Source organism: Streptomyces sp. NBC_01216, assembly GCF_035994945.1.
In the GTDB taxonomy this organism is placed as follows: Bacteria; Actinomycetota; Actinomycetes; order Streptomycetales; family Streptomycetaceae; genus Streptomyces.
Window position 1 is genome coordinate 3,243,559 of sequence record NZ_CP108677.1, and the last position, 22,191, is coordinate 3,265,749.

15 protein-coding genes, 2 tRNA genes and 1 riboswitch are annotated in these 22,191 nt (G+C 73.7%); of the genes, 8 read left to right on the forward strand and 9 right to left on the reverse strand.

Annotated elements, in window-relative coordinates:
* The first annotated feature begins 107 nt into the window (after positions 1-107).
* Positions 108-1,385 carry an MFS transporter gene (locus tag OG393_RS14140; protein ID WP_327378423.1) on the forward strand — a complete coding sequence of 426 codons (1,278 nt, stop codon included), beginning with the start codon at positions 108-110 and terminating at the stop codon, positions 1,383-1,385.
* A gap of 89 nt (positions 1,386-1,474) precedes the next feature.
* Here OG393_RS14140 and OG393_RS14145 read toward each other — a convergent pair whose 3' ends face one another.
* Both OG393_RS14145 and OG393_RS14150 read right to left on the reverse strand, forming a co-directional pair.
* The gene (locus tag OG393_RS14145; RefSeq protein WP_327375019.1) at positions 1,475-3,112 is read right to left on the reverse strand and encodes an ATP-binding SpoIIE family protein phosphatase; all 1,638 of its coding nucleotides are present in this window, start codon (positions 3,110-3,112) and stop codon (positions 1,475-1,477) included.
* Positions 3,113-3,219: 107 nt separating this feature from the next.
* The gene (locus OG393_RS14150) at positions 3,220-4,584 is read right to left on the reverse strand and encodes an NAD(P)/FAD-dependent oxidoreductase (RefSeq protein ID WP_327375020.1); all 1,365 of its coding nucleotides are present in this window, start codon (positions 4,582-4,584) and stop codon (positions 3,220-3,222) included.
* Between the two features lie 353 nt (positions 4,585-4,937).
* Here OG393_RS14150 and OG393_RS14155 point away from each other — a divergent pair, with 353 nt between their 5' ends.
* Positions 4,938-5,720: a TetR/AcrR family transcriptional regulator gene (locus tag OG393_RS14155; RefSeq protein WP_442817414.1), complete on the forward strand. Its 783-nt coding sequence runs from the start codon at positions 4,938-4,940 to the stop codon at positions 5,718-5,720.
* A 233-nt stretch (positions 5,721-5,953) separates the two neighbouring features.
* A complete protein-coding gene (locus OG393_RS14160) occupies positions 5,954-7,972 on the forward strand; it encodes a sigma-70 family RNA polymerase sigma factor (RefSeq protein ID WP_327375022.1) in 2,019 nt (672 codons plus the stop codon).
* Between the two features lie 103 nt (positions 7,973-8,075).
* Here the strand turns inward: OG393_RS14160 and OG393_RS14165 are convergent, their stop codons facing one another.
* Positions 8,076-10,190: an asparagine synthase-related protein gene (locus OG393_RS14165; RefSeq protein WP_327375023.1), complete on the reverse strand. Its 2,115-nt coding sequence runs from the start codon at positions 10,188-10,190 to the stop codon at positions 8,076-8,078.
* A 547-nt stretch (positions 10,191-10,737) separates the two neighbouring features.
* Here OG393_RS14165 and OG393_RS14170 point away from each other — a divergent pair.
* The 4 genes from OG393_RS14170 to OG393_RS14185 all read left to right on the forward strand — a co-directional run bounded on the left by OG393_RS14170 (position 10,738) and on the right by OG393_RS14185 (position 15,762).
* Positions 10,738-12,183: an MFS transporter gene (locus OG393_RS14170; RefSeq protein WP_327375024.1), complete on the forward strand. Its 1,446-nt coding sequence runs from the start codon at positions 10,738-10,740 to the stop codon at positions 12,181-12,183.
* Positions 12,184-12,276: 93 nt separating this feature from the next.
* Positions 12,277-13,467, forward strand: coding sequence for an L-2-hydroxyglutarate oxidase (gene lhgO / locus OG393_RS14175; RefSeq protein ID WP_327378424.1), 1,191 nt, complete (start codon positions 12,277-12,279; stop codon positions 13,465-13,467).
* A gap of 144 nt (positions 13,468-13,611) precedes the next feature.
* The gene (gene trmB, locus OG393_RS14180) at positions 13,612-14,442 is read left to right on the forward strand and encodes a tRNA (guanosine(46)-N7)-methyltransferase TrmB (RefSeq protein WP_327375025.1); all 831 of its coding nucleotides are present in this window, start codon (positions 13,612-13,614) and stop codon (positions 14,440-14,442) included.
* A gap of 9 nt (positions 14,443-14,451) precedes the next feature.
* Entirely contained in the window at positions 14,452-15,762 is a 1,311-nt protein-coding gene (locus OG393_RS14185) for a PrsW family intramembrane metalloprotease (RefSeq protein WP_327375026.1), read from the forward strand.
* Between the two features lie 206 nt (positions 15,763-15,968).
* On the opposite strand, the gene OG393_RS14190 is transcribed toward OG393_RS14185, so the two are convergent.
* The 5 genes from OG393_RS14190 to OG393_RS14210 form a co-directional block, all read right to left on the reverse strand.
* Positions 15,969-17,039, reverse strand: coding sequence for a M23 family metallopeptidase (locus OG393_RS14190; protein WP_327375027.1), 1,071 nt, complete (start codon positions 17,037-17,039; stop codon positions 15,969-15,971).
* An 11-nt stretch (positions 17,040-17,050) separates the two neighbouring features.
* Positions 17,051-17,198: riboswitch (cyclic di-AMP (ydaO/yuaA leader) on the reverse strand.
* Positions 17,199-17,453: 255 nt separating this feature from the next.
* Positions 17,454-18,614 carry a PP2C family protein-serine/threonine phosphatase gene (locus OG393_RS14195; protein ID WP_442817306.1) on the reverse strand — a complete coding sequence of 387 codons (1,161 nt, stop codon included), beginning with the start codon at positions 18,612-18,614 and terminating at the stop codon, positions 17,454-17,456.
* A gap of 193 nt (positions 18,615-18,807) precedes the next feature.
* A complete protein-coding gene (locus tag OG393_RS14200) occupies positions 18,808-19,548 on the reverse strand; it encodes a MerR family transcriptional regulator (protein WP_327375028.1) in 741 nt (246 codons plus the stop codon).
* A 156-nt stretch (positions 19,549-19,704) separates the two neighbouring features.
* Positions 19,705-19,778: transfer RNA gene (locus tag OG393_RS14205), tRNA-Met, on the reverse strand.
* A gap of 51 nt (positions 19,779-19,829) precedes the next feature.
* Positions 19,830-20,309 (reverse strand): rhodanese-like domain-containing protein, encoded by a 480-nt coding sequence (locus OG393_RS14210; protein WP_327375029.1) that lies wholly within the window; start codon positions 20,307-20,309, stop codon positions 19,830-19,832.
* Positions 20,310-20,509: 200 nt separating this feature from the next.
* Between OG393_RS14210 and sigJ the strand changes: the two genes are divergently transcribed.
* Positions 20,510-21,421: an RNA polymerase sigma factor SigJ gene (sigJ, locus tag OG393_RS14215; RefSeq protein WP_327375030.1), complete on the forward strand. Its 912-nt coding sequence runs from the start codon at positions 20,510-20,512 to the stop codon at positions 21,419-21,421.
* A 602-nt stretch (positions 21,422-22,023) separates the two neighbouring features.
* On the opposite strand, the gene OG393_RS14220 is transcribed toward sigJ, so the two are convergent.
* Positions 22,024-22,097 (reverse strand) — tRNA-Lys (locus OG393_RS14220).
* Positions 22,098-22,191 lie beyond the last annotated feature (94 nt).

Genomic DNA, 22,191 nt, shown 5'->3' on the forward strand with positions numbered 1-22,191 from the left:
CCTTCCATGTGTATTGTTAAGGATCGAATTTTAGTGTTGAAGTCTTCAGGGTTCAGTCCTACATGTCTGAAGCCCTTCGATCGAAGTGGGTGAGTGTGACCAAGGCGATGGGCGCGGCGATGCGCCGGATCCAGGCAGGCAGCGCGCTGAGCGCGTTCGGACTCGGCTTCACCGTGCCGTACCTCTATGTGTACGTCGCCCAGGTGCGGGATCTGGGCGCGACCGCGGCGGGCGTCGTTCTCGCCGTCTTCGCCATGGCCGCGCTCGTCGTCCTGCCCTTCAGCGGGCGGGCCATCGACCGCCGCGGTCCGCTCCCCGTGCTGGTGGCCGCCGCGGTACTGGCCTCGCTGGGCGCGGTGGGCATGGGACTCGCGGGCAGCGTGGCGGCGGTGGTCGGCTCGGCGGCGCTGCTCGGCGCGGGCACGGCCGTGCTGCAGCCCGCACTCGCCACGATGATCGTCTGGTGCTCGGACCCGGCCGGCCGGACCCGTTCCTTCGCCCTGCAGTTCTTCCTGCAGAACCTCGGCCTCGGTGTCGGTGGTCTGATCGGCGGCCAGCTCGTGGACGAGAGCCGGCCGGGCAGCTTCCTGCTGCTCTTCTCGATCGAGGCCGCGATGTTCCTGGTGCTCGCGGGCATCGTGCTGACCGTGCGTATGCCGGGCTCTCCCGCCCTTCAGGGCGCCCGCCCGGCGGCGGGCCGCACGGGTGGGGTCCGGGCGCTGCTCGGGCACCGGGCCATGGTGCAGTTGTGTGTCCTGGGGTTCGTGCTGTTCTTCGCCTGCTACGGGCAGTTCGAGTCGGGCCTCGCGGCGTACGGCACCGAGGCGGCCGGGATCGAGCCGTCCACGCTCGGGATGGCGCTGGCCGCCAACACGGCCGTCATCGTCCTCGCCCAGTTCGTCGTGCTGCGGTTCGTCGAGCGCCGACGGCGGTCCCGGGTGATCGCGGCCGTGGGCCTGATCTGGGCGCTGGCCTGGCTCATCGCCGGGTACGCCGGGCTCGGGCACGGCAGCCAGGCGATGGCGACCGCGGCGTTCGTCTCGACGTACGCGCTCTTCGGGCTCGGTGAGGCGATGCTCTCGCCGACCGTGGCCCCGCTGGTGGCCGATCTGGCGCCGGAGTCGATGGTCGGTCAGTACAACTCGGCGTTCGCGCTGGTCAAGCAGCTGGCGCTGGCGGTCGGTCCGGCCGTCGGCGGGCCGATGGGGGCCGCCCTGCACGGCCCGTACATCGTGACCTTCGTGCTGTTCTCGCTGGGCATCACGTTCCTGGCGCTGCGGCTGGGCCGGCGGCTCACCCCGGTACAGGACCGGCCGGCCCTCGCGGTGACGGCGTCGCGGGTGGTGGCCCGGCACCGTCCGGAGAAGGAGACCGCCGCCGCGTAGGCACCGCCCGCGGGGCGGGTCCGGGCGTCCGGCACCGCCCGCGACCCGGCTCCCGGGCCGGGGTCAGCCCGCCCTCGCCGGACCAGGGGTCAGCAGGAGGACGGGGCGGGCAGCGCGAACTCGCACCAGACGGCCTTGCCGCCTCCCGGTGTGCGACGGCTCCCCCAGGACGAGGCGATCGTCGCGATGATCGAGATCCCGCGGCCCGCCTCGTCTTCCGTCTCCGCCCTGCGGCGGCGCGGCAGGTGGTCGTCACCGTCCGTGACCTCGATGATCAGTCGGCGGTCGGTGCGGCGCAGGCGCAGGCGCATCGGCGGAGTGCCGTGCTGCAGGGAGTTGGCGACGAGCTCGCTGGTGGCGAGCACGCCCAGGTCGCACAGTTCGACCGGGAAGCGCCAGCTGGCCAGGACTCCGGAGGCGAAGGCACGCGCGCGGGGGGCTGCCTCCACCCCTCCGAGGAGTTCCAGCGCCGCGTTGTGGAAGAGCTCGGCGTCCGGCCCCGTGCGGGCGGGGTGCTGGACGACCAGGACCGCCACGTCGTCGTCGTGTTCCGCGGTCACACCCAGCGAGCGCAGCAGTCGGTCGCAGACGACCTCCGGGGTGCCGACGGCACCGGACAGGGCCCTCTCCAGGGCCGCGACGCCCTCGTCGATGTCCTCACGACGGCGTTCGACCAGGCCGTCGGTGTAGAGGACGGCGGTGGAGCCCGGGGGCAGGGCGATCGTGCCCGAGGTGTGCAGCCAGCCGCCGGTGCCGAGCGGGGGGCCGGTGGGGCCCTCGGCACGATGGACCGTGCCGTCCTCGTGCCGGACGAGCACCGGGAGGTGGCCGGCGGAGGCGTAGACGAGCTTCCCCTCGTTCGGGTCGTGGACGGCGTAGACGCAGGTGGCGATCTGGCTCGCGTCGATCTCCGCGGCGAGGCCGTCGAGGAGCTGGAGCACCTCGTGCGGCGGCAGGTCGAGGCGGGCGTAGGCGCGTACCGCGGTGCGGAGCTGTCCCATGACCGCGGCGGCCCGTACCCCGCGGCCCATCACGTCGCCGATGACGAGCGCGGTGCGGCCTGCTCCGAGGGTGATGACGTCGTACCAGTCGCCGCCGACGGCCGCGTCGGTGACCCCGGGCTGGTAGGTGGCGGCGATCCGCAGGTCGTCGGGCTGCTCCAGCTCCTGGGGAAGCAGGGAGCGCTGGAGGGTGACGGCGGTCTCGCGGTGACGGCGCTCGCTGGCCCGGAGACGTTCGGCGGCCTCGGCGTGGTCGGTGACGTCGGCGGCGTGCACGAGGACCGTGCCGTCGGGCAGGCGGGGGGACTCCACGGGAAGGCAGGTGACGGTGTACGAGCCGCCGTCCCTCGTCTTGCGGGACTTGACCGTGCGGGGCTTTCCGCTGCGCAGGACCTGGTCCATGAGCGGCAGCAGGCCGAGCTGGTGGGCTTCGGGGCAGGTTTCGGCGACCGTGGCCCCGGCGGGGCGGGAGCCGAAGGAGGCGGCGTACGCGTCGTTGACGTAGGCGATGCGGTGCTCGGGGCCGTACACGAGCGCGACCAGGCCGGGGAGCCGGCCGATGATCTCCCGCGCGGTGAAGTCCTCCAGTACGGGGACGTCGTCGGCGAGGGGCTCCGGCTGCTGCCCGTACTCACCGCGGGCCGCGGGCACGGAGCCCTCGGTTCCCCGCGCCGCCGTGCGACGCTGCGTGCCGGGGAGCCGGGCGCTCCAACGGGTGAAGTTCACGGATCTGTATGCCTCGGGTTGTCGTTGGCCGTGCGGAGTCACTCTGTGCAGGTGTGAGCCCACCTATGGTCACACGTCCAGTGTGACCGACCGCACTGACATCGGTGTCAGCCGGTCTTCGGGCCGTTCTTGGGCGGTGGGGGTGCGGCGGCGAGCTCGAACTCGGCTCGCGGGTGTTCCAGGGAGCCGAGCGAGACGATCTCGCGTTTGAAGAGTCCGGACAAGGTCCATTCGGCCAGGACGCGTGCCTTGCGGTTGAAGGTGGGCATGCGGCTGAGGTGGTAGGCGCGGTGCATCAACCAGGCCGGGTAGCCCTTGAGCCTGCGGCCGTACACGTGCGCCACGCCCTTGTGCAGGCCGAGGGAGGCGACCGAGCCCGCGTACTTGTGGGCGTACTGCTTGAGCGGGTGTCCGCGCAGGGAGGCGGCGATGTTGTCGGCGAGCACCTTGGTCTGCCGGACGGCGTGCTGGGCGTTGGGGGCGCACGTCGCGCCCGGCCGGTCCGCGGTGAGGTCGGGGACGGACGCCGCGTCGCCGGCCGCCCAGGCGTGTTCGGCGCCCTCGACGGTGAGCTCGGCCGTGCACCTCAGCCGGCCGCGGTCGTCGAGGGGCAGGCCGGTGGCGGCGAGGAGGGGCGCCGGCTTGACGCCGGCCGTCCAGACCACGGTGCGGGTGGGGAAGCGGCTGCCGTCGCTGAGGACGGCCACGCGGTCCTCGCAGGAGTCGAGCCGGGTCTCCAGGCGGACGTCGATGTTCCGGCCGCGCAGCTCGCGGATGGCGTACCGGCCCATCTTCTCGCCGACCTCGGGCAGGATCCGGTCCGATGCCTCGACCAGGATCCAGCGCAGGTCCTCGGGTTTGACGTTGTGGTAGTAGCGGGCGGTGTAGCGCGCCATGTCCTCCAGTTCGGCGAGGGCCTCGACGCCCGCGTATCCGCCGCCGACGAAGACGAAGGTGAGGGCGGCGTCGCGCAGACCGGGGTCACGGGTGGAGGAGGCGATGTCCATCTGCTCGATGACGTGGTTGCGCAGCCCGATGGCCTCCTCGACGGTCTTGAAGCCGATGGCGTGTTCGGCGAGACCGGGGACCGGGAGGGTGCGGGAGACGGAGCCGGGAGCGATGACGAGTTCGTCGTAGGTGAGCCGGATGTTGCCGGTGCCCTCCTCCTCGGTGGCGAGGGTGGAGAGGCTGACGGTGCGCTTGGCGTGGTCGACGGAGTGGACCTCGCCGATGACGATGCGGCACCGGGCGAGGACGCGGCGCAGCGGCACGACGACGTGACGTGGGGAGATGGAGCCCGCCCCCGCCTCGGGCAGGAACGGCTGGTACGTCATGTACGGCTCGGGTGTGACCACCACGATCTCGGCCGCGCCGCCGCGCAGCTCGGCCTTGAGCCGCTGCTGCAGGCGCAGCGCGGTGTACATCCCGACGTAGCCACCGCCGACAACGAGAATGCGCGCAGGTTCGGTCACTGTCCCATGACGCAACGCCGACCGGGGTTTGTCCACAGGCCCGGCAAATTGTGTGACCGGCGGAGGGCGGAGGCGCGGGGCGGGCCGCGGGGGTGGCACATCGAAGAGTGCGCAGCTCAGAGCCACATTCCGAGGGAGTGGGAGCGGGCACAATCGGGAGGCTTTCGGTCCTTGCTCCGATCGGGGGGCGCACCGTGCGGAACTGCCCCTTCTGAATTGACCTCGACTCAACTATGTTCGTACCTCGTCGGGGTATCGGAGCGCGGTGCGTGGACCAGAGCACGGAGCGCTCCGGGATCCCGTGTCAAGGCGGGGAGTCTCCGGGGGGAGACATCATGAGCGGGGGAACGCTTGTGCATATGAGGGATTCGCACGGACAGGCCGTCGTCACATCGGCGGACGGTCTGGTCGACGGACGTTCGGGGGGATCGGCGGTGACCGTCGGCCGCTCCGCTCCGCTGCGCGTGGACGCCCAGCGGAACCTGGAGCACGTGCTGCGCGCCGCGCGGGAGGTCTTCGGCGAACTCGGCTACGGGGCGCCGATGGAGGATGTCGCGCGTCGCGCCCGGGTCGGCGTCGGTACGGTCTACCGCCGCTTCCCGAGCAAGGACGTACTGGTGCGTCGAATAGCCGAGGAGGAGACCGCCCGGCTGACCGAGCAGGCGCGGACCGCCCTCGGGCAGGAGGAGGAGCCGTGGTCGGCGCTGTCCCGGTTCCTGCGGACCTCGGTGGCCTCCGGCGCGGGGCGGCTGCTGCCGCCGCAGGTGCTGCGGGTGCGGGTGGAGGAGACGCTCGGCGACACGGTGCCGCCGGCGAAGTCCGGGCAGGGGACGGCGGACGGCGTACGGGTGCCGCAGCAGCGAAGCTTCGCTGAAGGGGCCGAGGCCCGGGGGGACACGCCCCGGCCGGCGTCGGCGGGCGAGCCTGAGGACGAGGGCGCGGCGGAGCTCCTGGAGGTCGTGGGGCAGCTGGTCGACCGGGCGCGGGCGGCGGGTGAACTGCGCACCGACGTGACCGTCGCGGACGTACTGCTCGTGATCGCCACGGCGGCACCGGCACTGCCGGACCCGGCGCAGCAGGCCGCGGCCTCGGCCCGGCTGCTGGACATCCTGCTGGAGGGTCTGCGGTCGCGTTAGCGGGTCGGGCCCCGTGCCCGGAAGCGGCGTGACATGAGACGGACCGGGTCGACCGGGCGGACCGTGGCCGCTCGCGGTCGCGGGCGTCTGGTGCGAACGGACGGGAGGTTACGCCCGGACACGGGAAGTCGCCCCGGACGAGTGGTAAGTGGTCACGTGGCCTCGGCGTGCCCACGCGCTGTGGGACCCTGGGCCCGTGGTCGGTCTGAGCGTGCGTACGGGGGCTTCCGCGGATGAGCGGTGAGGGTCGGGACGAGGCACGGAGCGACGGAGGTGCCACGGAGACCGGCGGGCCGCCGTCCCGTCAGGTGCCGTACCAGGGCGGACCGGGCGGCTCCTCCCGTGCCCCGGGAGCGGCGGGCCCCGTGCCGGGCTCGGAGGTCCCGGCCACCCCGCCAGGCCCGGCCCGTGGTCCGGAGACGGCCGGCGCCGGTGTGCCGCAGCAGCGCGAGGGCGGGATGGCCGGGGGCGCCGCGGGGAGGCCGGCGGACGCCGGGGACTCCGGTTCGGTCCTGCCACCCCCGGTCGAGACGGCGCCCTCCGACGCCGATCTGATCCAGCTGATGCGCGCCGGTGACGACAGCGCTTACGAGGAACTCTTCCGCCGCCACTCCGAGTCCGTACGGCGCTACGCCCGCACCTGCTGCCGGGACGCGCACACCGCCGACGACCTGACGGCGGAGGTCTTCGCGCGCACCCTCCAGGCCGTGCGGCGCGGTGCGGGCCCCGAACACGCCGTCCGCGCCTACCTGCTGACCACGGTCAGAAGGGTGGCGGCGAACTGGTCGAGGACGCAGAGGCGGGAGCATCTGGTCGAGGACTTCGCGGTGTTCGCCGAGCAGGCCGCCCGGACGGCCGAGTTCTCCGATCAGGACACGCTCGATCCGGGCGCGGACGTCCGGGCCATGCACGAGGCCGAACAGTCCCTGGCGATGCAGGCGTTCCGTTCGCTTCCCGAACGCTGGCAGGCCGTGCTGTGGCACACCACCGTCGAGGAGGAGTCACCGAGCGAGGTGGCGCCGCTCTTCGGGCTGACGGCCAACGCGACCGCCGTCCTGGCCGGCCGCGCCCGCGAGGGACTGAAACAGGCATACCTCCAGGCCCATGTCAGCCAGTCGCTCACCGCGGGCGGGGACTGCGCCCGGTACGCCGACCGGCTCGGCGCCTACGCGCGCGGCGGACTGCGGATGCGGGCGGAACGCGGGCTGCGCAAGCACCTGGAGGAGTGCGCCAGGTGCCGGCTCGCCGCCGGCGAGCTGGCCCACGTCAACGCCGGGATTCCCGCGCTGCTGCCGATCGCCGTCATCGGCTGGTTCGCCGCCGGTTACTCCCTCAAGGCCGCCGGTGCGGTGGTGGGCGGCGTGGTGGGCGCGGCCGGGGCGGGGGCGGCGGCAGCGGCCACCGGGGCCGGTTCGTCCGCCACGGCCGGAACCGCCGCCGCCGCCGAGGGTCTGGGCGCTCCGGTGAAGGCCGGGATCGCCGCGGCCGTGGCCATGGCCGCGACGGCGGGGCTCGTGTGGGCCCTGTCCGGCGATCCCCAGCCGGTCGCGCGGCCCGAACCGACTCCGCCGGCCGTCGTCCCCCTCGCCCCGCCGGGACCGGAACCGACCCCGACGCCGACACCGCGGTCCACTCCGCAGCCGCCTCCCGCGCGGCAGACCGCGCCGGCGCCGAGGCCGACGCCTCCGCCCTCACCGGTGGTGCGGCCGGCCCCCCGGCCGACCCCGACCCCGGCGCCCACCCCGCCACCGAGCCCCCGCCCGACGCCCGCCCCCTCGAAGACGGCTCCCCGGCCCGTGCCGCCGGCCCCACCGACGGTCTACCGGATCAGCCGGTTGGAGTACGGCGTCTTCGGCGACGGCACCAAGCCGGAGGTACGGCTCGGCGACAGCAGCTGGATGTGGCAGCGCGACGGGCTGTCGATCGGCGGCACCCGGTACACGCACGGTGTGAGTGTCCATGCTCCGTCCTCGCTGGCCATCGACCTGAACCGGCGGTGCGACGCCTACGACGCGGTCGTCGGGGTCGACGACCTGAGCGCCCCCCTCGGGGTCGGCGGTGTGCGCTTCTCCGTCTTCGGCGACGGCGACCGGCTCTGGCGCTCCCCGGTGGTCGAGGCCGGCGACCCGCCGCTCCCGGTGCGCGTGGACCTCGCCGGGCACAGGACGATCCGGCTGGTGGTGGAACCGCACACCCCGTTCGGACGGGTCGCGGTCGCGGACTGGGCCCGGTCGCAGATCAGCTGCGCGTAGTCCGGAAGCGGGGCGGTGGCCGGCGGGGCGCGCCGGGACCCTCGGGGAGCAAGCCGGGAAGGCCGTGACCGGAGGCAGCCCGAGGGCCCCTCGGGCCGGTCCCTCAGGCCATCAGCCGGCGCGCCGACGGGATCAGCGGGCCCGGGACCGCGCGCTGTCTCGGGGCGGCCGTGCCCGTCCAGCAGCTGCCCCGGCGGGCCAGCAGGCGGTGCAGCCACAGTTCGGTGGAGACCAGATCGGCGAGGCCGTCCAGCGGGACGGGCTCGCCCTCGGAGGCAGCCCGCAGCGCCGCCCGGACCACCCGCGCCTCGATCAGGCCCGCGTCCGCCAGGAGCGGGGCGTCGAAGAGGGCGAGCAGGCCGGGGAGTGCGGCCCGCAGCCCCGCACGGGCGGCGGCGGCCGCGTCCGCCGGCTGGGGCGCGCCCCAGCCGGCGGGCAGTTCGTGGATGCCCGCGCCCGCGAGGACGGTGCGCAGCACGGTGGCCCTGGCGCCCGGTTGGACGCGCAGGGACTCGGGCAGGTCGCGGCAGGCCCGTACCACCTGGTTGTCGAGGAAGGGCGCGTGCAGGCGCTGGCTGCGGATCTCCGCGGCCTGCTCCAGGATCCGGTGGTCTCCCGCCGCCCGTGCCAGGGCGGCTCGCGCGCGGGCTTCGCCCGGTCGCTGCACCGAGGCCGGCAGGGTGGCCGCCCGGTTCAGCCGGACCGACACCTCCGCCAGCGCCTCGCCCGTCAGCCAGCGCGCCGCCGGGCCGGGACGGGTCCAGGTCAGGGCGGAGAGCGACGCCTCCAGCGGCCCGAACGCCCCGGGGACGGAGCGATTCGCCTCCAGGACCCGCGTCGCCGCCGCCTCCAGCCCGGTCCGGTAGGGCGTGCGGGCCAGCCGGCGCGCCGCCCGGTACACCGTCAGCGGGACCAGCAGCGAGCCCGCCGACGGGCCCGACGCCTTCGCCAGCGCCGTCACCGGGCGCACCAGTGATCTGCGGCGCCGGTCCATCAGCAGGTCGGCGAGCCGCGCCGGGTGGGCGTCCAGGACCTGGCGGGCACCCAGGCCGGTGAAATGGTCGGCGCTACCGCCGGCGAGGCGCCGGCGGTGCCGGTCCGCGAAGACGAGCGAGGGGCCGGGTTCGTCGGTGAGCGGCCCGTCCAGTTCGGCGTACGGCAGGGCCTCCTCGCCCGCCGCGACGACCACGTGGTGCAGCCGCGGGTTCGCCGCGATCGACCGGGCCCGTTCCAGCTCGTCCTCGCGCCCGGTGACGCCGCGGCTCGTCAGGTCGTTGAAGGTGACGGCGAGCAGGCGCTCACCGGCGCCCGTGCCGTGGCCCAGGATCGTCCCGGGCACGCCCGGCAGCCCGGCGGCCAGCAGGGCGAGCGTCCCGGACGCGCTGCCCCCGGACAGGTCGGCTCCGATGCCCGGTGCCGGTCCGCCGCCGCGCGCCGCGCGCCGCTCGGCGGGCCCCATTCCGGGGACGGGGCCGGGGTCCGGCAGCGGTGTCTCGGGGGCGTGGCGGGGGGCGGTGAGCCGGGCCCGTACGGCGTCCACCAGCGCGTCCCGGACGCCCTCCACGGCCAGTCGCGGATCGGTCTCCGGGGCGGCGACCGCCAGCGAGGCGACCGCCTCGTATCCGGCGATCTCGCGCGAGCCCTCGCGCAGGATCAGCGCGTGGCCGGGCGGCACCCGCCGCACCCCCTCGTACGGGGTGGAGTCGCGCAACGCCTCCGGGGTCTCGGGACAGGCCAGCAGGGCGGCCAGGTGGCCGATGTCCAGTTGGGCCTCGACGAGGTCGGCGAGCGGCAGGGCGGCGGTGGCGTAGGCGGTGCCTCCGGCCCAGGGGGTGTGGAACACGGGCCGCGCACCGGCCAGATCGCCGGTGACGGTGATGCGGCGGCCGATCCGGACGACGGCGGTGTAGCTGCCCGCCCAGGCGGTGAGGTGGCGCAGGGCACCCCCGCGTGCGGCGAACAGTCCGACGCGCAGTTCCTCGTCGCTCGCCGCGCAGCACCCCAGGACGGCGAGGCGGGTCCGGGCGTCGACGGTGACCGTGCGGACCTCGTCGGGGCGCCAGTCGCCGACCGCCCACAACGGGTCGGGGTCACCCCACAGGGGCTGTGCGCCCACCGGGTACACCGTGCGCCCCTCGGCCGCCCCGTCCAGGGCGCCGGCCGCGCCCGGCCCGGAGAAGCCCGCGGCGACACTGCTCCAGCCCACCAGCCATCGCATCGGCGCCTCCACTTCGGGTCGGTGGAGGACATGCTGCCACGACGGCGGGGCAGGCGAGGGCGTCCGGGGTCGCGTGTGCGAAAGGCGAATGCGCCGCTGGCATTGGCCAGTTGACTACCATCGAGATTCGGCCATTCTCGGCGGAGCCTGAGGCCGCCGGCTGGCCGGGAGGCGTTCATCGCCCCCCGGTGCCGTCCGCCGCCCGCGGGGAAATGGGGCGGCGATGTCCCCCAGCCCGCTGGTCCAGTGCCAGACGGGCCGACCCACGCAGCACTCATGGAAGCGCTCCCCCGCCTACCCGGCGAGAGCGCACGGGCGGGCGCACGGCCACACACCCGGAGCACGGTTCCAGGGCCGCCGGCCGGGCGTCTCCGCCGCCGACGCTTCTACGCCATCCGCGCGTCACGCGTCTGTTCCCACAACAATCCCGCCATACGGAACTCCGCCCCTTAACGGTAGGGATGCGGCGAACTACGCTGTGTTTACGAATGCCGCACGCCTATGCCCGGCGTCGCGGCGGCCGTCTGGGTGGTCGAGGGGTGGCGTCATGTCCAGGGAGCAACGCGGGCCGAACGAAAAGCTCGGCACGGTTCTCGCCCTCGCGGGAATCAGCAACGCCGGTCTCGCCCGGCGGGTCAACGACCTCGGCGCGCAGCGGGGTCTGACGCTTCGCTACGACAAGACGTCGGTGGCCCGCTGGGTGTCGAAGGGCATGGTGCCGCAGGGTGCCGCCCCGCACCTGATCGCCGCCGCCATCGGGCAGAAGCTCGGCCGGCCGGTGCCGCTGCACGAGATCGGGCTGGCGGACGCCGACCCGGCGCCCGAAGTGGGTCTCGCCTTCCCGCGCGACGTGGGTGAGGCGGTCCGTTCGGCCACCGAGCTGTACCGACTGGATCTCGCCGGCCGCCGGGCCGGCGGCGGGATCTGGCAGTCGCTGGCCGGTTCCTTCGCGGTCAGCGCCTACGCCACACCCGCCTCCCGGTGGCTGATCACCCCCGCCGACTCCTCGGTGGAGCGGCTGCTGACCCGGGCGGGCGGCGAGGAGCCGCTCGACGGGCCGGAGGGCGGGGCCCACGCGCGCGTGGGCCACAGCGACGTCGCCAAGCTGCGGGAGGCGGCCGAGGACGCGCGCCGCTGGGACTCCAAGTACGGCGGCGGCGACTGGCGGTCCTCGATGGTCCCGGAGTGCTTACGTGTGGACGCCGCCCCGCTGCTGCTGGCCTCGTACTCCGACGAGGTCGGCCGCGCGCTGTTCGGGGCGACCTCGGAGCTGACCCGGCTGGCCGGCTGGATGGCCTTCGACACGGGCCAGCAGGAGGCCGCCCAGCGCTACTACATCCAGGCGCTGCGGCTGGCCCGTGCCGCGGCCGACGTCCCCCTCGGCGGCTACGTCCTCGCCTCGATGTCGCTCCAGGCCACCTATCGCGGCTTCTCCGACGAGGGCGTGGACCTCGCGCAGGCGGCCCTGGAACGGAACCGCGGTCTCGCCACCGCGCGCACCATGTCCTTCTTCCGGCTCGTGGAGGCACGGGCCCACGCGAAGGCCGGGGACGCGGCGGCCTCCGGGGCCGCGCTGAAGGCGGCCGAGGGCTGGCTGGAGCGCTCGCGGGACGGCGACGCCGATCCGTCGTGGCTCGGGTTCTACTCGTACGACCGGTTCTGTGCCGACGCCGCCGAGTGCTACCGGGACCTGAAGCTACCGCGTCAGGTGCGGCGCTTCACCGAGCAGGCGCTCTCCCGGCCGACCGAGGAGTACGTCCGCTCGCACGGGCTGCGGCTCGTGGTGTCGGCGGTCGCCGAGCTGGAGTCGGGCAACCTGGACGCGGCGTGCGCGGCGGGCACGCGCGCGGTGGAGGTGGCGGGCCGGATCTCCTCGGCGCGGACGACCGAGTACGTCCGGGATCTGCTGCATCGTCTGGAGCCGTACGGGGACGAGCCGCGGGTGATGGAGCTGCGGGAGCGGGCCCGGCCCCTGCTGATGACACCGGCGTGACGCGAAAGTGTGACGTGAAGCGTGTCCCCATGGGTTTAGCCGGATTGTCAGTGGGTCAGTGCACTATCGGGGTGGGAGGTGGTGCAGGTGTCCGTGCGTGATGTCGACTGCGATGTGCTCGTGATCGGCGGCGGGATCGTCGGGCTGTCGGCGGCGTACGCCCTGGGCCGCGCCGCCCCCGGCACGCGGGTCACGGTCCTGGAGAAGGAGCCGGGTCCCGCGCGTCACCAGACCGGGCGGAACAGCGGCGTGATCCACAGCGGGATCTACTACCGGCCGGGATCGCTCAAGGCACGGTTCGCCGTCGCGGGCGCCGCCGAGATGGTCAAGTTCTGCGCGGAGTACGGCCTGCCGCACGAGGTCACGGGCAAGCTCATCGTGGCCACCGGCCGGGACGAGCTGCCCCGGCTGCACGCCCTCGTGCAGCGTGGCCGGGAGAACGGCATCCCGGTGCGGGAGCTGGGCCCCGCCCAGATCAGCGCGTACGAGCCGCGGGTGCGGGGACTGGCCGCGATCCACGTCGGCACCACCGGCATCTGCGACTACGGCGCGGTCGCGGCGCAGCTCGCCGAGTCGTCCGGGGCCCGGATCCTGTACGGCTCCGAGGTCACGGCGATCGACCGGCGGCCCTGGGGCGTCGCCGTCCGCACGGCGGCGGGGCGGGTGGTGCGCGGCCGGGTCCTGGTGAACTGCGCGGGACTGCACTGCGACCGGGTGGCACGGCTCGCGGGCGACGACCCGGGCATGCGGATCGTCCCCTTCCGCGGCGAGTACTTCGAGCTCACGGACCCCTCGCTGGTACGCGGCCTGGTGTACCCGGTCCCGGACCCGGCCTTCCCCTTCCTCGGGGTGCATCTGACGCGGGGCGTCGACGGCGGCGTGCATGTGGGGCCGAACGCGGTGCCGGCGCTGGCACGCGAGGGATACGACTGGTCGGTCGTCCGGCCGGCCGAGCTCGTGGGGACGCTGGCCTGGCCCGGATCCTGGCAGATCGCCCGGGAACACTGGCGGTACGGCGCGGGCGAACTCCACCGGTCCCTGTCGAAGCGGGCCTTCACGGAGGCCGTGCGCCGGCTGCTGCCGGTCGTCGAGGAGTCGGACCTGCGCCGCACGACCGCGGGCGTCCGCGCCCAGGCGGTCCTGCGGGACGGCACGCTGGTCGACGACTTCCTGATCCGCGAGGCGCCCCGGACGGTGCACATCCTGAACGCGCCCTCGCCGGCGGCGACGGCGAGCCTGCCGATCGGCCGCGAGGTGGCCCGCCGGGCACTCGCCCAGCTGTAGAGCACGGCCGGAGAACCCCGGTCGGAGAATCCGGTTGCAGGGCCGCGCACCCTCGGCTCGCGCCCTCGACGGCGGCGAGGTCCCGCACCCGGGCCTCCGCGCGGCCCGGGGCCGTGTTCCGGCACGCCGTAGAATCGAGGCATTGTGTCTGAGTCCCGTGAAGCCCTCGCGCACCCCACCGCCGCAGCCGCCGTACCCGCCGTCGCCCGGCGGGGCAGCCGGATGTTCGCCGCGGGAGAGGGGCCCCTGCCCGACCCCGCCGGTTCGCACCACGAGCGCCGCATCCGCAGTTTCCAGCCCCGTCGCAGCCGGGTCACCGCGGGCCAGGCCGAGGCGATGCTCAAGCGCTGGCCGGACTGGGGCCTCGACATCGACGGCAAGCGGGTCCTCGACCTGCGCGAGATGTTCGGCGGACTGCCCGTCGTCCTGGAGATCGGCTTCGGCATGGGCGAGGCCACCGCGCGGATGGCCGCCGCCGACCCCGGCACCGGCATCCTCGCCGTGGACGTCCACACCCCCGGCCAGGGCAACCTGCTCGGCCTGGCCGACCGGGGCGGGCTGGAGAACGTCCGGGTCGCCAACGGCGACGCGATCATCCTGCTCCGCGAGATGCTGGCCGTCGACGCCCTCGACGGCTGCCGGGTCTACTTCCCGGACCCCTGGCCCAAGAAGCGTCACCACAAGCGCCGCCTCATCCAGCCGGAGTTCCTCACCCTCCTGGCGACCCGAATGAAGCCGGGGGCCGTCCTGCACTGCGCCACGGACTGGGAGCCGTACGCCGAGCAGATGCTGGAGGTGCTGACCGCGCACCCGGACTTCGGGAACACCGCGGCCGACGGCGGCTACGCCCCCCGTCCCGCCTTCCGCCCGCTCACCCGCTTCGAGGGCCAGGGCCTCGACAAGGGGCACCGCGTGCACGACCTTCTGTTCCAGCGGAGTAGAACTCCCTCGCGGGCTGTCACTTCCGCTGGTTAGGGTCGTCGGGTGTCGAACCCCGTAGCCGTACCCGTGCCCGCCCGGGACACCGAGGAGCCCGCGTTCCCCGCCATCCCGGACCGCGCCCAGTGGCGCTACCGGCCCCGCCGGGCCTTCTGGCGCAGCAAGGCCGTCCGGGCCGTCGCGGTGATCACCCTGCTCGCGCTGTGCGCCCTGGTGATCCTCGCGCTGGTACGGGAGGAGACCGGCACCGAGGGGTTCCTCGTCGGCCTCGGTCTGGCCGTGCTGCCCGTGCCGCTGCTGGCCGCCGCCTTCCGCTGGCTCGACCGCGTCGAACCGGGCCCCTGGAAGAACCTGGTCTTCGCCTTCGCCTGGGGCGCCTTCGCGGCGGCGCTCGTCGCGCTCACCGCCAACACCTTCGCGGTCCGCTGGATCGAGACCTCGACCGCTGATCCGGCCTCGGCGGACGCCCTCGGCGCCACCGTCGTCGCCCCGGTCGTCGAGGAGAGCGCGAAGGCCGCCGCGATCCTGCTGATCTTCCTGCTGCGGCGCCGGGATTTCACCGGCCTGGTCGACGGGGTGGTCGTCGCCGGTTTCACCGCCACCGGCTTCGCCTTCACCGAGAACATCCTCTATCTCGGCCGGGCCTTCGGCGAGGACCAGGAGATCGGCACGTCCGGTCTCGGTTCGATGACCGCGGGGACCTTCTTCGTGCGGATCGTGATGTCGCCGTTCGCGCATCCTCTGTTCACCGTGCTCACCGGCCTCGGCTTCGGCTTCGCCGCCCTGGCCGCCCGCCGCAGGCGCGTCCGCCGGATTCTGCTGCCGCTGACCGGCCTGGTCCTCGCCATGGGCATGCACGCGCTGTGGAACGGCTCCGCGGTCTACGCGTCCTGGGGCTTCATCATCGTGTACGGGATGTTCATGGTGCCCGTCTTCGGTCTGCTGACCTGGCTGGCGATATGGAGCCGGCAGCGCGAGCTGCGCACGATATCCGGGCAGCTCCCGGCGTACGCGGCGGCCGGCTGGATCTCGCCCTCCGAGCCCCTGGCACTGTCCTCGATGCGGGCCCGCTCGATGGCCCGCTCCTTCGCGGCCCGGACGTACGGCCCGGACGCCGCACGGGCGGTCGGGGAGTACGAGACCTTCGCGACGACGCTCGCGTTCCTGCGCCACCGGGCCGAGCGGGGCATCACGGACCAGGACTTCGCGGCCCGCGAGCAGGAGCTGCTGCACCACCTCTGGCAGCGCCGGCAGGTCGCCTCGCCCGCGCTGACCTACGCGGCGCGGGCCACCGGCCGGGTCTGGGCGCCGCCGCAGTACCTGGACTACGGCGGCTACAACCCCTACCGCAGCTAGTGTTCCGACTCGGGCGACCTTCGCCCTGGGGCGACGCCCGGCAGGACGACGACTCGCGGCGTCGCCGAATCAACCGGGTAGGCCCCCCTACGAGCTCGATCCGGCGCCTCGCGGTCCACCGCACCACGGCGCGGCCTCCGAGGGCCCGGTACGACGGAGCCGCGAGCAGCGGAAGGTGCCCGCGGCCGGGCCTGGGATGCCTCCGCTCAGACGGAGAGGCCCTTGCTCGCCAGCCAGGCCGCCGGGTCCACACCGTCGCCGCCCGGGGTGTGCACCTCGAGGTGCAGGTGCGGGCCGGTCACGTTGCCGGTGGCGCCCACCCGGCCGATCGTGTCGCCGGTGCCCACCGACTGGCCCACGGAGACGGTCATCGAGGACAGGTGGCAGTACCAGACCTCCGTGCCGTCGGCCAGCTCCAGGACGATCCGGTAGCCGTACGAGCCCGACCAGCCGGCCGACATGACCGTGGCACCGTGCACCGCCTTGACCGGGGTGCCCGTGGGGGCCGCGAAGTCGAGACCGGTGTGATAGCCGGAGGACCACATCGAGCCGGCCTGGCCGTACGTCGAGGTCAGCGTGTAGGACGAGGTGGGCAGCGAGTAGCTCGCCGCGAGCTTGGCCAGGCGCTCCGCCTCTGCCTTCGCCGCGGCCTCCTCCTCGGCCTTCTTCTTCGCCTCGGCCGCCGCCTTCTCCGCCGCGTCGGCCTTGGCCGCCGCCTCGGCGGCGGCCTTCTCGGCCGCTTCCTTCTCCGCGGCGGCCTTCTCGGCGGCGTCGGCGGAGACCTGCTGCTGCTCGGCCTGCTGGAGGATGCGGGCGCGCAGCGCCTCGCCGGCGTCACCGCCCTCGCTCTTCGCGGCGCCGGCTTCGACGGGCGCCGCGACCGAGGCGGTGAGCGCGTGCAGGTCGTTGCCGGTGCCCGCGGTCGCGTCCCGCTCCTCGTCCCCGGACATCAGCGCGGCGACGCCGGGCAGATCGGCGGCGTCCGGCAGGTCGAGGTCGGGGAGGGCTATGGAGACCTGGGGGCGCTCCTGCGCGGTGGCCAGGCCGCCCGCGCCGACGGCCGCGATCACGCCGACGCCGAGCACGGTGGAGGAACGGGCGAAGCCGGAGCGCTGCTTCACCACGCGATGACGGCCGCCGGACCGGCTCTGCCGCTGGAGCGATTCCTCGGTGGGGTTCCACTCGCCCGACGTCGTGGCGTCGGGGTCGGTCCCGGCGGCACCCGAGGCACCAAACGCATGGAAGGGGGCTTCGGGGGCAGGGGTGTTGGACGCCACGGAGGCGTACTCCTTTCCTTCCTTGCCGCCTACCGGGTTAGCTGACGGGTTCGGAGCAGGAAGGTCTCCTACGGGCGCTGTCGCACGAGTGCGAAGGCGTCCGATTCACCCCAAATAGTGGTTCCCCGGTTCCCTTTCGGGATTCGGCGCGTGCGCACGGTGCCGTCTCTTGCGACGGCTGGGACAACCGCGCTGCGTTATCGAACGTTAATAGACGCGGGGGTCCGATTCCAAGCCGTTCCTCTTGATCGTTCAGGAGATTGATGCAGTACAGGGCGATTTGACCGGCGCTCAGGAGCCAATCACGAAACACCCCTTATCTGATGGTGCGTCAATTGTTATCTCAGTGATACCCCCCGACTACGGATGGTCACCCGCGCCGGCCCGCCCTCCCCGGCCGCCCGCGACGGGCGCTCAGGGGACCACCGGCATCGTCAGGCGCCGTACCGGCTGCCCGTGCGCCGGCCGGGCCACGGCGAGCAGGGCCATGTCGTCCGTCGAGCCACCTCCCGTGTACCGGCGGATGTCGCCGACGAGCGCGTCCAACAGCTCCTCGGGCCCCGGAAAGATCCGCCCGGTGAGCCGGGCCGCGGGCTCGTAGAAGACGCCCTCGGCATCGCGCGCCTCGGACAGCCCGTCGGTGTAGAAGAGCAGCGTCGCCCCCGGCGGGTACGGGGTCTCGTCGACGTGGTCCGGCCAGGCGGCCAGCTCGCCCATGCCGAGCGGCAGCGCCTGCCGGCTGGGCTCCAGATGCCGCAGACCACCGTCCTGGTACAGCAGCAGCGGCTCCGGGTGCCCCCGGTTCACCACACGGACCAGCCCGTCACCACGCGGGATCTCGGCCAGGACCGCGGTGGTGAACCCCTCCACGGCGTCCAGGTCGTCACGGCGTGTGCCCTCGCGGGTCAGTGCCCGCTCCAGCCGCTGCGCCACTCCCTCCAGCGTCGCCTCCTGGTCGGCCGCCTCCCGGAACGCGCCGACGAGCACGGCGACCGCCTCCACCGCCTCCAGCCCCTTGCCCCGCACGTCACCGACGACCAGCCGCACGCCGTACGGGGTGTCCTGCACGGCGAACAGGTCGCCGCCGATGAACGCGTCGGCCTGCGCGGCCTCGTAGCGCGCCGCGATCCGGAGCCCGCCGATCCGCTCGGTGGGCGTGGGCAGCACCGCCTTCTGGACGGTCTCGGCGATCACCCGGGCCGAGGCGAGCCGTTCGCCACTGCGCCGCACGACCCGGTTGATGAGCAGCGCCAGCCCGGAGACGGTGACCACCGTGAGGGTCTCGGTGAGGCTCGGGACCTGACCGCTGGTGCCGTTGTACGCATGCAGACCGAGGCTCGCGAGCACGGCGGCGATTCCGGTCAGCAGCGTCGTCAGAGGCGAGAAGAAGGGCGCCGCGGTGAGCGGCGCGGCCGAGAACATCGGGGAGGCGGTATAGCCGGCCGGGGTGGCGAGGTCGAACAGCACCCCGCCGACGATGATCAGCGGAGGCAGGGCACGGATGAACCGCCGGGCCCGCTCGCCACGCGGACGCGACGGGCCGACGGACCCGCCACCCGCCGTTCGCTGCCCCACCTGTGCTCTCCTGCCCGGTCCTCACACGGCGACGGACCGTGCCGCGCCTTCCCAGCCTGGGTGCCGCCGCGCCGGGCAGCGACCTCCCGTGCTCCGATCGGGGGAGCAGAGGTGCTGCGGGTGCTGTGGCGAAGGCACCGGGCGCCGGGCGCGGCGTGGCCCTTCGGCCCGCCGGGCGGGCCGGAGGGCGGCGCTACAGGTTCCGCTCCGCGTAGACGGTCATCGCGTCCCGGACCAGCAGCGCCGTACCCTCGCCGTGCCGGTCGTAGGTGGCGGCGAAGCGCGGGTCCTCGACGTACATGCGGCCGAGCCCGATCACGTACTCCTTCGTCGGCGACGTGGTGACCGACAGCCAGGCGAACTGGCGCTGGGCGATGGCCTGCACCTCGTCGCTGCCGGCCTCGAGACCGGCGCGCGCGGCCTGCCCGAAGTCGCGGGCGATGCCGGCCTGCCGGTCCATGAACGCCTGCTGCTCCGAGGCACTGAGCGAACGCCACCAGCGGTCGCCCGCGCGGTAGGCGTCGGCGCCCCATCGTTCGGTGACCTCCTCCTCGTACCGCGTGTGGTCGAACCCGTCGAATACTTCCTCGGCCATGAGCTCTTCTCCTTTCTCGGTCTTGTGGAGAGTGGTCCGGACGGCCTCGATCTGCCGCCCGATGCGTTCCCGTTCCTGTTCCAGCAGGGAGAGATGGGTGCGCAGGGCGGCGGACGTGTCCCGCTGCCCGTCCAGGACCTCGCCGATCGCGGGCAGCGAGAGCCCCAGCTCGCGCAGCAGCAGGATGCGCTGGAGCTGCACGAGCGCCGCCTGGTCGTAGTACCGGTAACCGTTGGCGCCGATCCGGCTGGGCTCCAGCAGTCCGAGCTCGCCGTAGTGGCGGAGCGTGCGGCTGGTGGTGCCTGCCTTCCTGGCGATCTCTTGGATCGACCACTCCATACCGAGAACGCTAGAACTTGACGCTGCGTGAAGGTCAAGCGGAACAGAGCGGGCCGTCCCGGACCGGCGACGGCCCGGCTCGCGGGAGGGGACGCTCCAGGGGAACACGACGAAGGCCCGGATCCGACTGGATCCGGGCCTTCGTTCGCTACTGAGTAGCGGGGACAGGATTTGAACCTGCGACCTCTGGGTTATGAGCCCAGCGAGCTACCGAGCTGCTCCACCCCGCGTCGGTGAATATGACCTTACGGCATGGGAGGCAGATCCGGAAATCCACTTCCTCAGCAGCCGCAGTCCCCGGCGTCGGCCGGCGCGGTCAGGGGGTCCGCGCCCCTCCGCTCGGGACCTTCCCACGTCTCGTACGCGAAGCCCTCGCGCACCCAGTACTCGAAGCCTCCGAGCATCTCCTTGACCTGGTAGCCCAGCTCGGCCAGAGCGAGCGCGGCGCGGGTGGCGCCGTTGCAGCCGGGGCCCCAGCAGTACGTGACCACCGGCACGGACTTGTCCAGCAGCTGCTCCGCCCGCTCGGCGATCAGTGCCGTGGGCAGGTGGATCGCGCCGGGAACGTGTCCCTGGTCCCAGGAGGCGGTGGAGCGCGAGTCCAGCACCACGAACCCGGGGTCGTCGGCGTCGGCCAGGGCGGCAGCGACGTCGGACACGTCGGCGTGGAAGGCGAGACCGGCGGCGAAGTACGCGACCGCGACGGCGGGCGGGGCGGGCGGGGTGCGAAGTACGGCGTTGGCCTGCGCTGTTGTCGTCATGCATGAAAACCTACGGTCGAAGATCACCGCGCTGAAGGGACGTTGCCCGGAGCCGTGGCCGATCGCCCGGGGAATTCCGCGCGTTCGCCGCCGCGGAGCAGGGATCTCACGGAGCGGACCACGGGCGGCCGGTCGGCTGTCCCATCCGGCGGTTGCCCTCCATCCCGCCGATGACGGGTCACGACGAGGGAGAGGCACCCATGGACGAGCAGGACCTCCTGGCCGAGCGCTTCCAGGCCGACCGCGGTCATCTCCGCGCGGTCGCCTACCGGATGCTCGGCTCGTTGAGCGAAGCCGAGGACGCGGTCCAGGAAGCGTGGCTCAGGCTCAGCCGGTCCGATGTGCGCGAGGTACGGAACCTCAGCGGCTGGCTGACGACGGTGGTCGGCCGGGTCTGCCTGGACATGCTGCGCTCGCGCACCGCACGCCGTGAGGACCCGCTGGAGCACCACGTCCCCGATCCGGTGGTGAGCCGCGCCGAGGACGCCGAGGGTCCGGAGGACGAGGCGCTGCGAGCCGACTCGGTGGGCCTGGCGTTGCTCGTGGTCCTGGAGGCGCTGGGGCCCGCCGAACGGCTCGCCTTCGTGCTGCACGACATGTTCGCGGTGTCCTTCGAGGAGATCGCACCGATCGTGGGGCGCACCCCGGCCGCCACCCGGCAGCTCGCGAGCCGCGCCCGCCGCCGCGTCCGGGGCGCGGCCCCGGACGGAGCCCCGGACGCCACGCGGCAGCGCCGGGTCGTCGACGCCTTCCTGGCGGCCTCGCGGGACGGCGACTTCGAAGGGCTGCTCACGGTCCTCGACCCGGACGTGGTCCTGCGGGCGGACGGCGGCTCGCTCCGCGCGGGTGCCTCCAAGCTGGTGCGCGGAGCGGAGGCGGTCGTCCGGCAGGCCCTCGCCTTCGCCCGCTTCCGGCACAGTTCCCTGCCGGTGGTGGTCAACGGCTCCCCCGGTGTCGTGTCCCTGCAGGACGGGCGCCCCGCGGCCCTCATGGCCTTCACGATCGACGGCGACCGGATCGTCGAGATCCACATCCTGGCGGACCCGGCCCGTCTGGCGGCTCTGCCGCTCGGCGGTCCCCGTGACCGGCACCCCCGCGCCGACGGCGGGTGACCCGGCCACCGCATACTCTCCGGAGGCGTGGCTTGCCGCTGTGCCGGCCGCCGCCGAGAGCCCGGAAGTCGCCTCGATCGAGCGCTGGTCCACCGCCCCGGAACCGGGCTCCCAGCGGGGCGTGACGGTGAGCTTCCACAACGCGGCGCGGGTCTTCGCGGGGCGTGACGGTGAGCCTCCACAACGCGGCGCGGGTCTTCGCGCGCCGGCTCCGAGGTCTCCCCGGATCGCCCGGGAGGCCGCACCATCTGTCAGCACCACCGATCGAGGAGGACTGATAGGCGATTCGCCCCGGCCAGGTTGAGGGCAACTGCCCCGTCTGTGGCGCTGGAACGGGGGCCCCGTCCCGCGCGCCGACGGCGACGCACCAGCGTGGCGGAACCGGCACGGAGACCTGCTCCGGCAGCGGCCGGCCCGCCCCGTAGCCACCGCGCCCCGGTCGGGGTCGGGGGAGTGCGAGGCCCCCGAGAGCGTTCGGACGTCCGCTCTCGGGGGCTTCTTCGTCTGTACCTCGGCTGAGCATCGGCTGAGCAAGACCCTCTCCGCCGCCCTCAAATGCGTGTGGGCCCAGGTCAGATGGTCTCTGACCTGGGCCCGGTGCGTAGGCCGCGTGGGACTCGAACCCACAACCAACAGATTAAAAGTCTGCTGCTCTGACCAATTGAGCTAGCGGCCCGCCGCCCCAGCATAGCCGCACGACCGGGTCGGGATCTCGGCCATATCCCCGATGCCGCGAGCCGGGCCCCGCCCGGGGGTGGAGGGACGGGTGC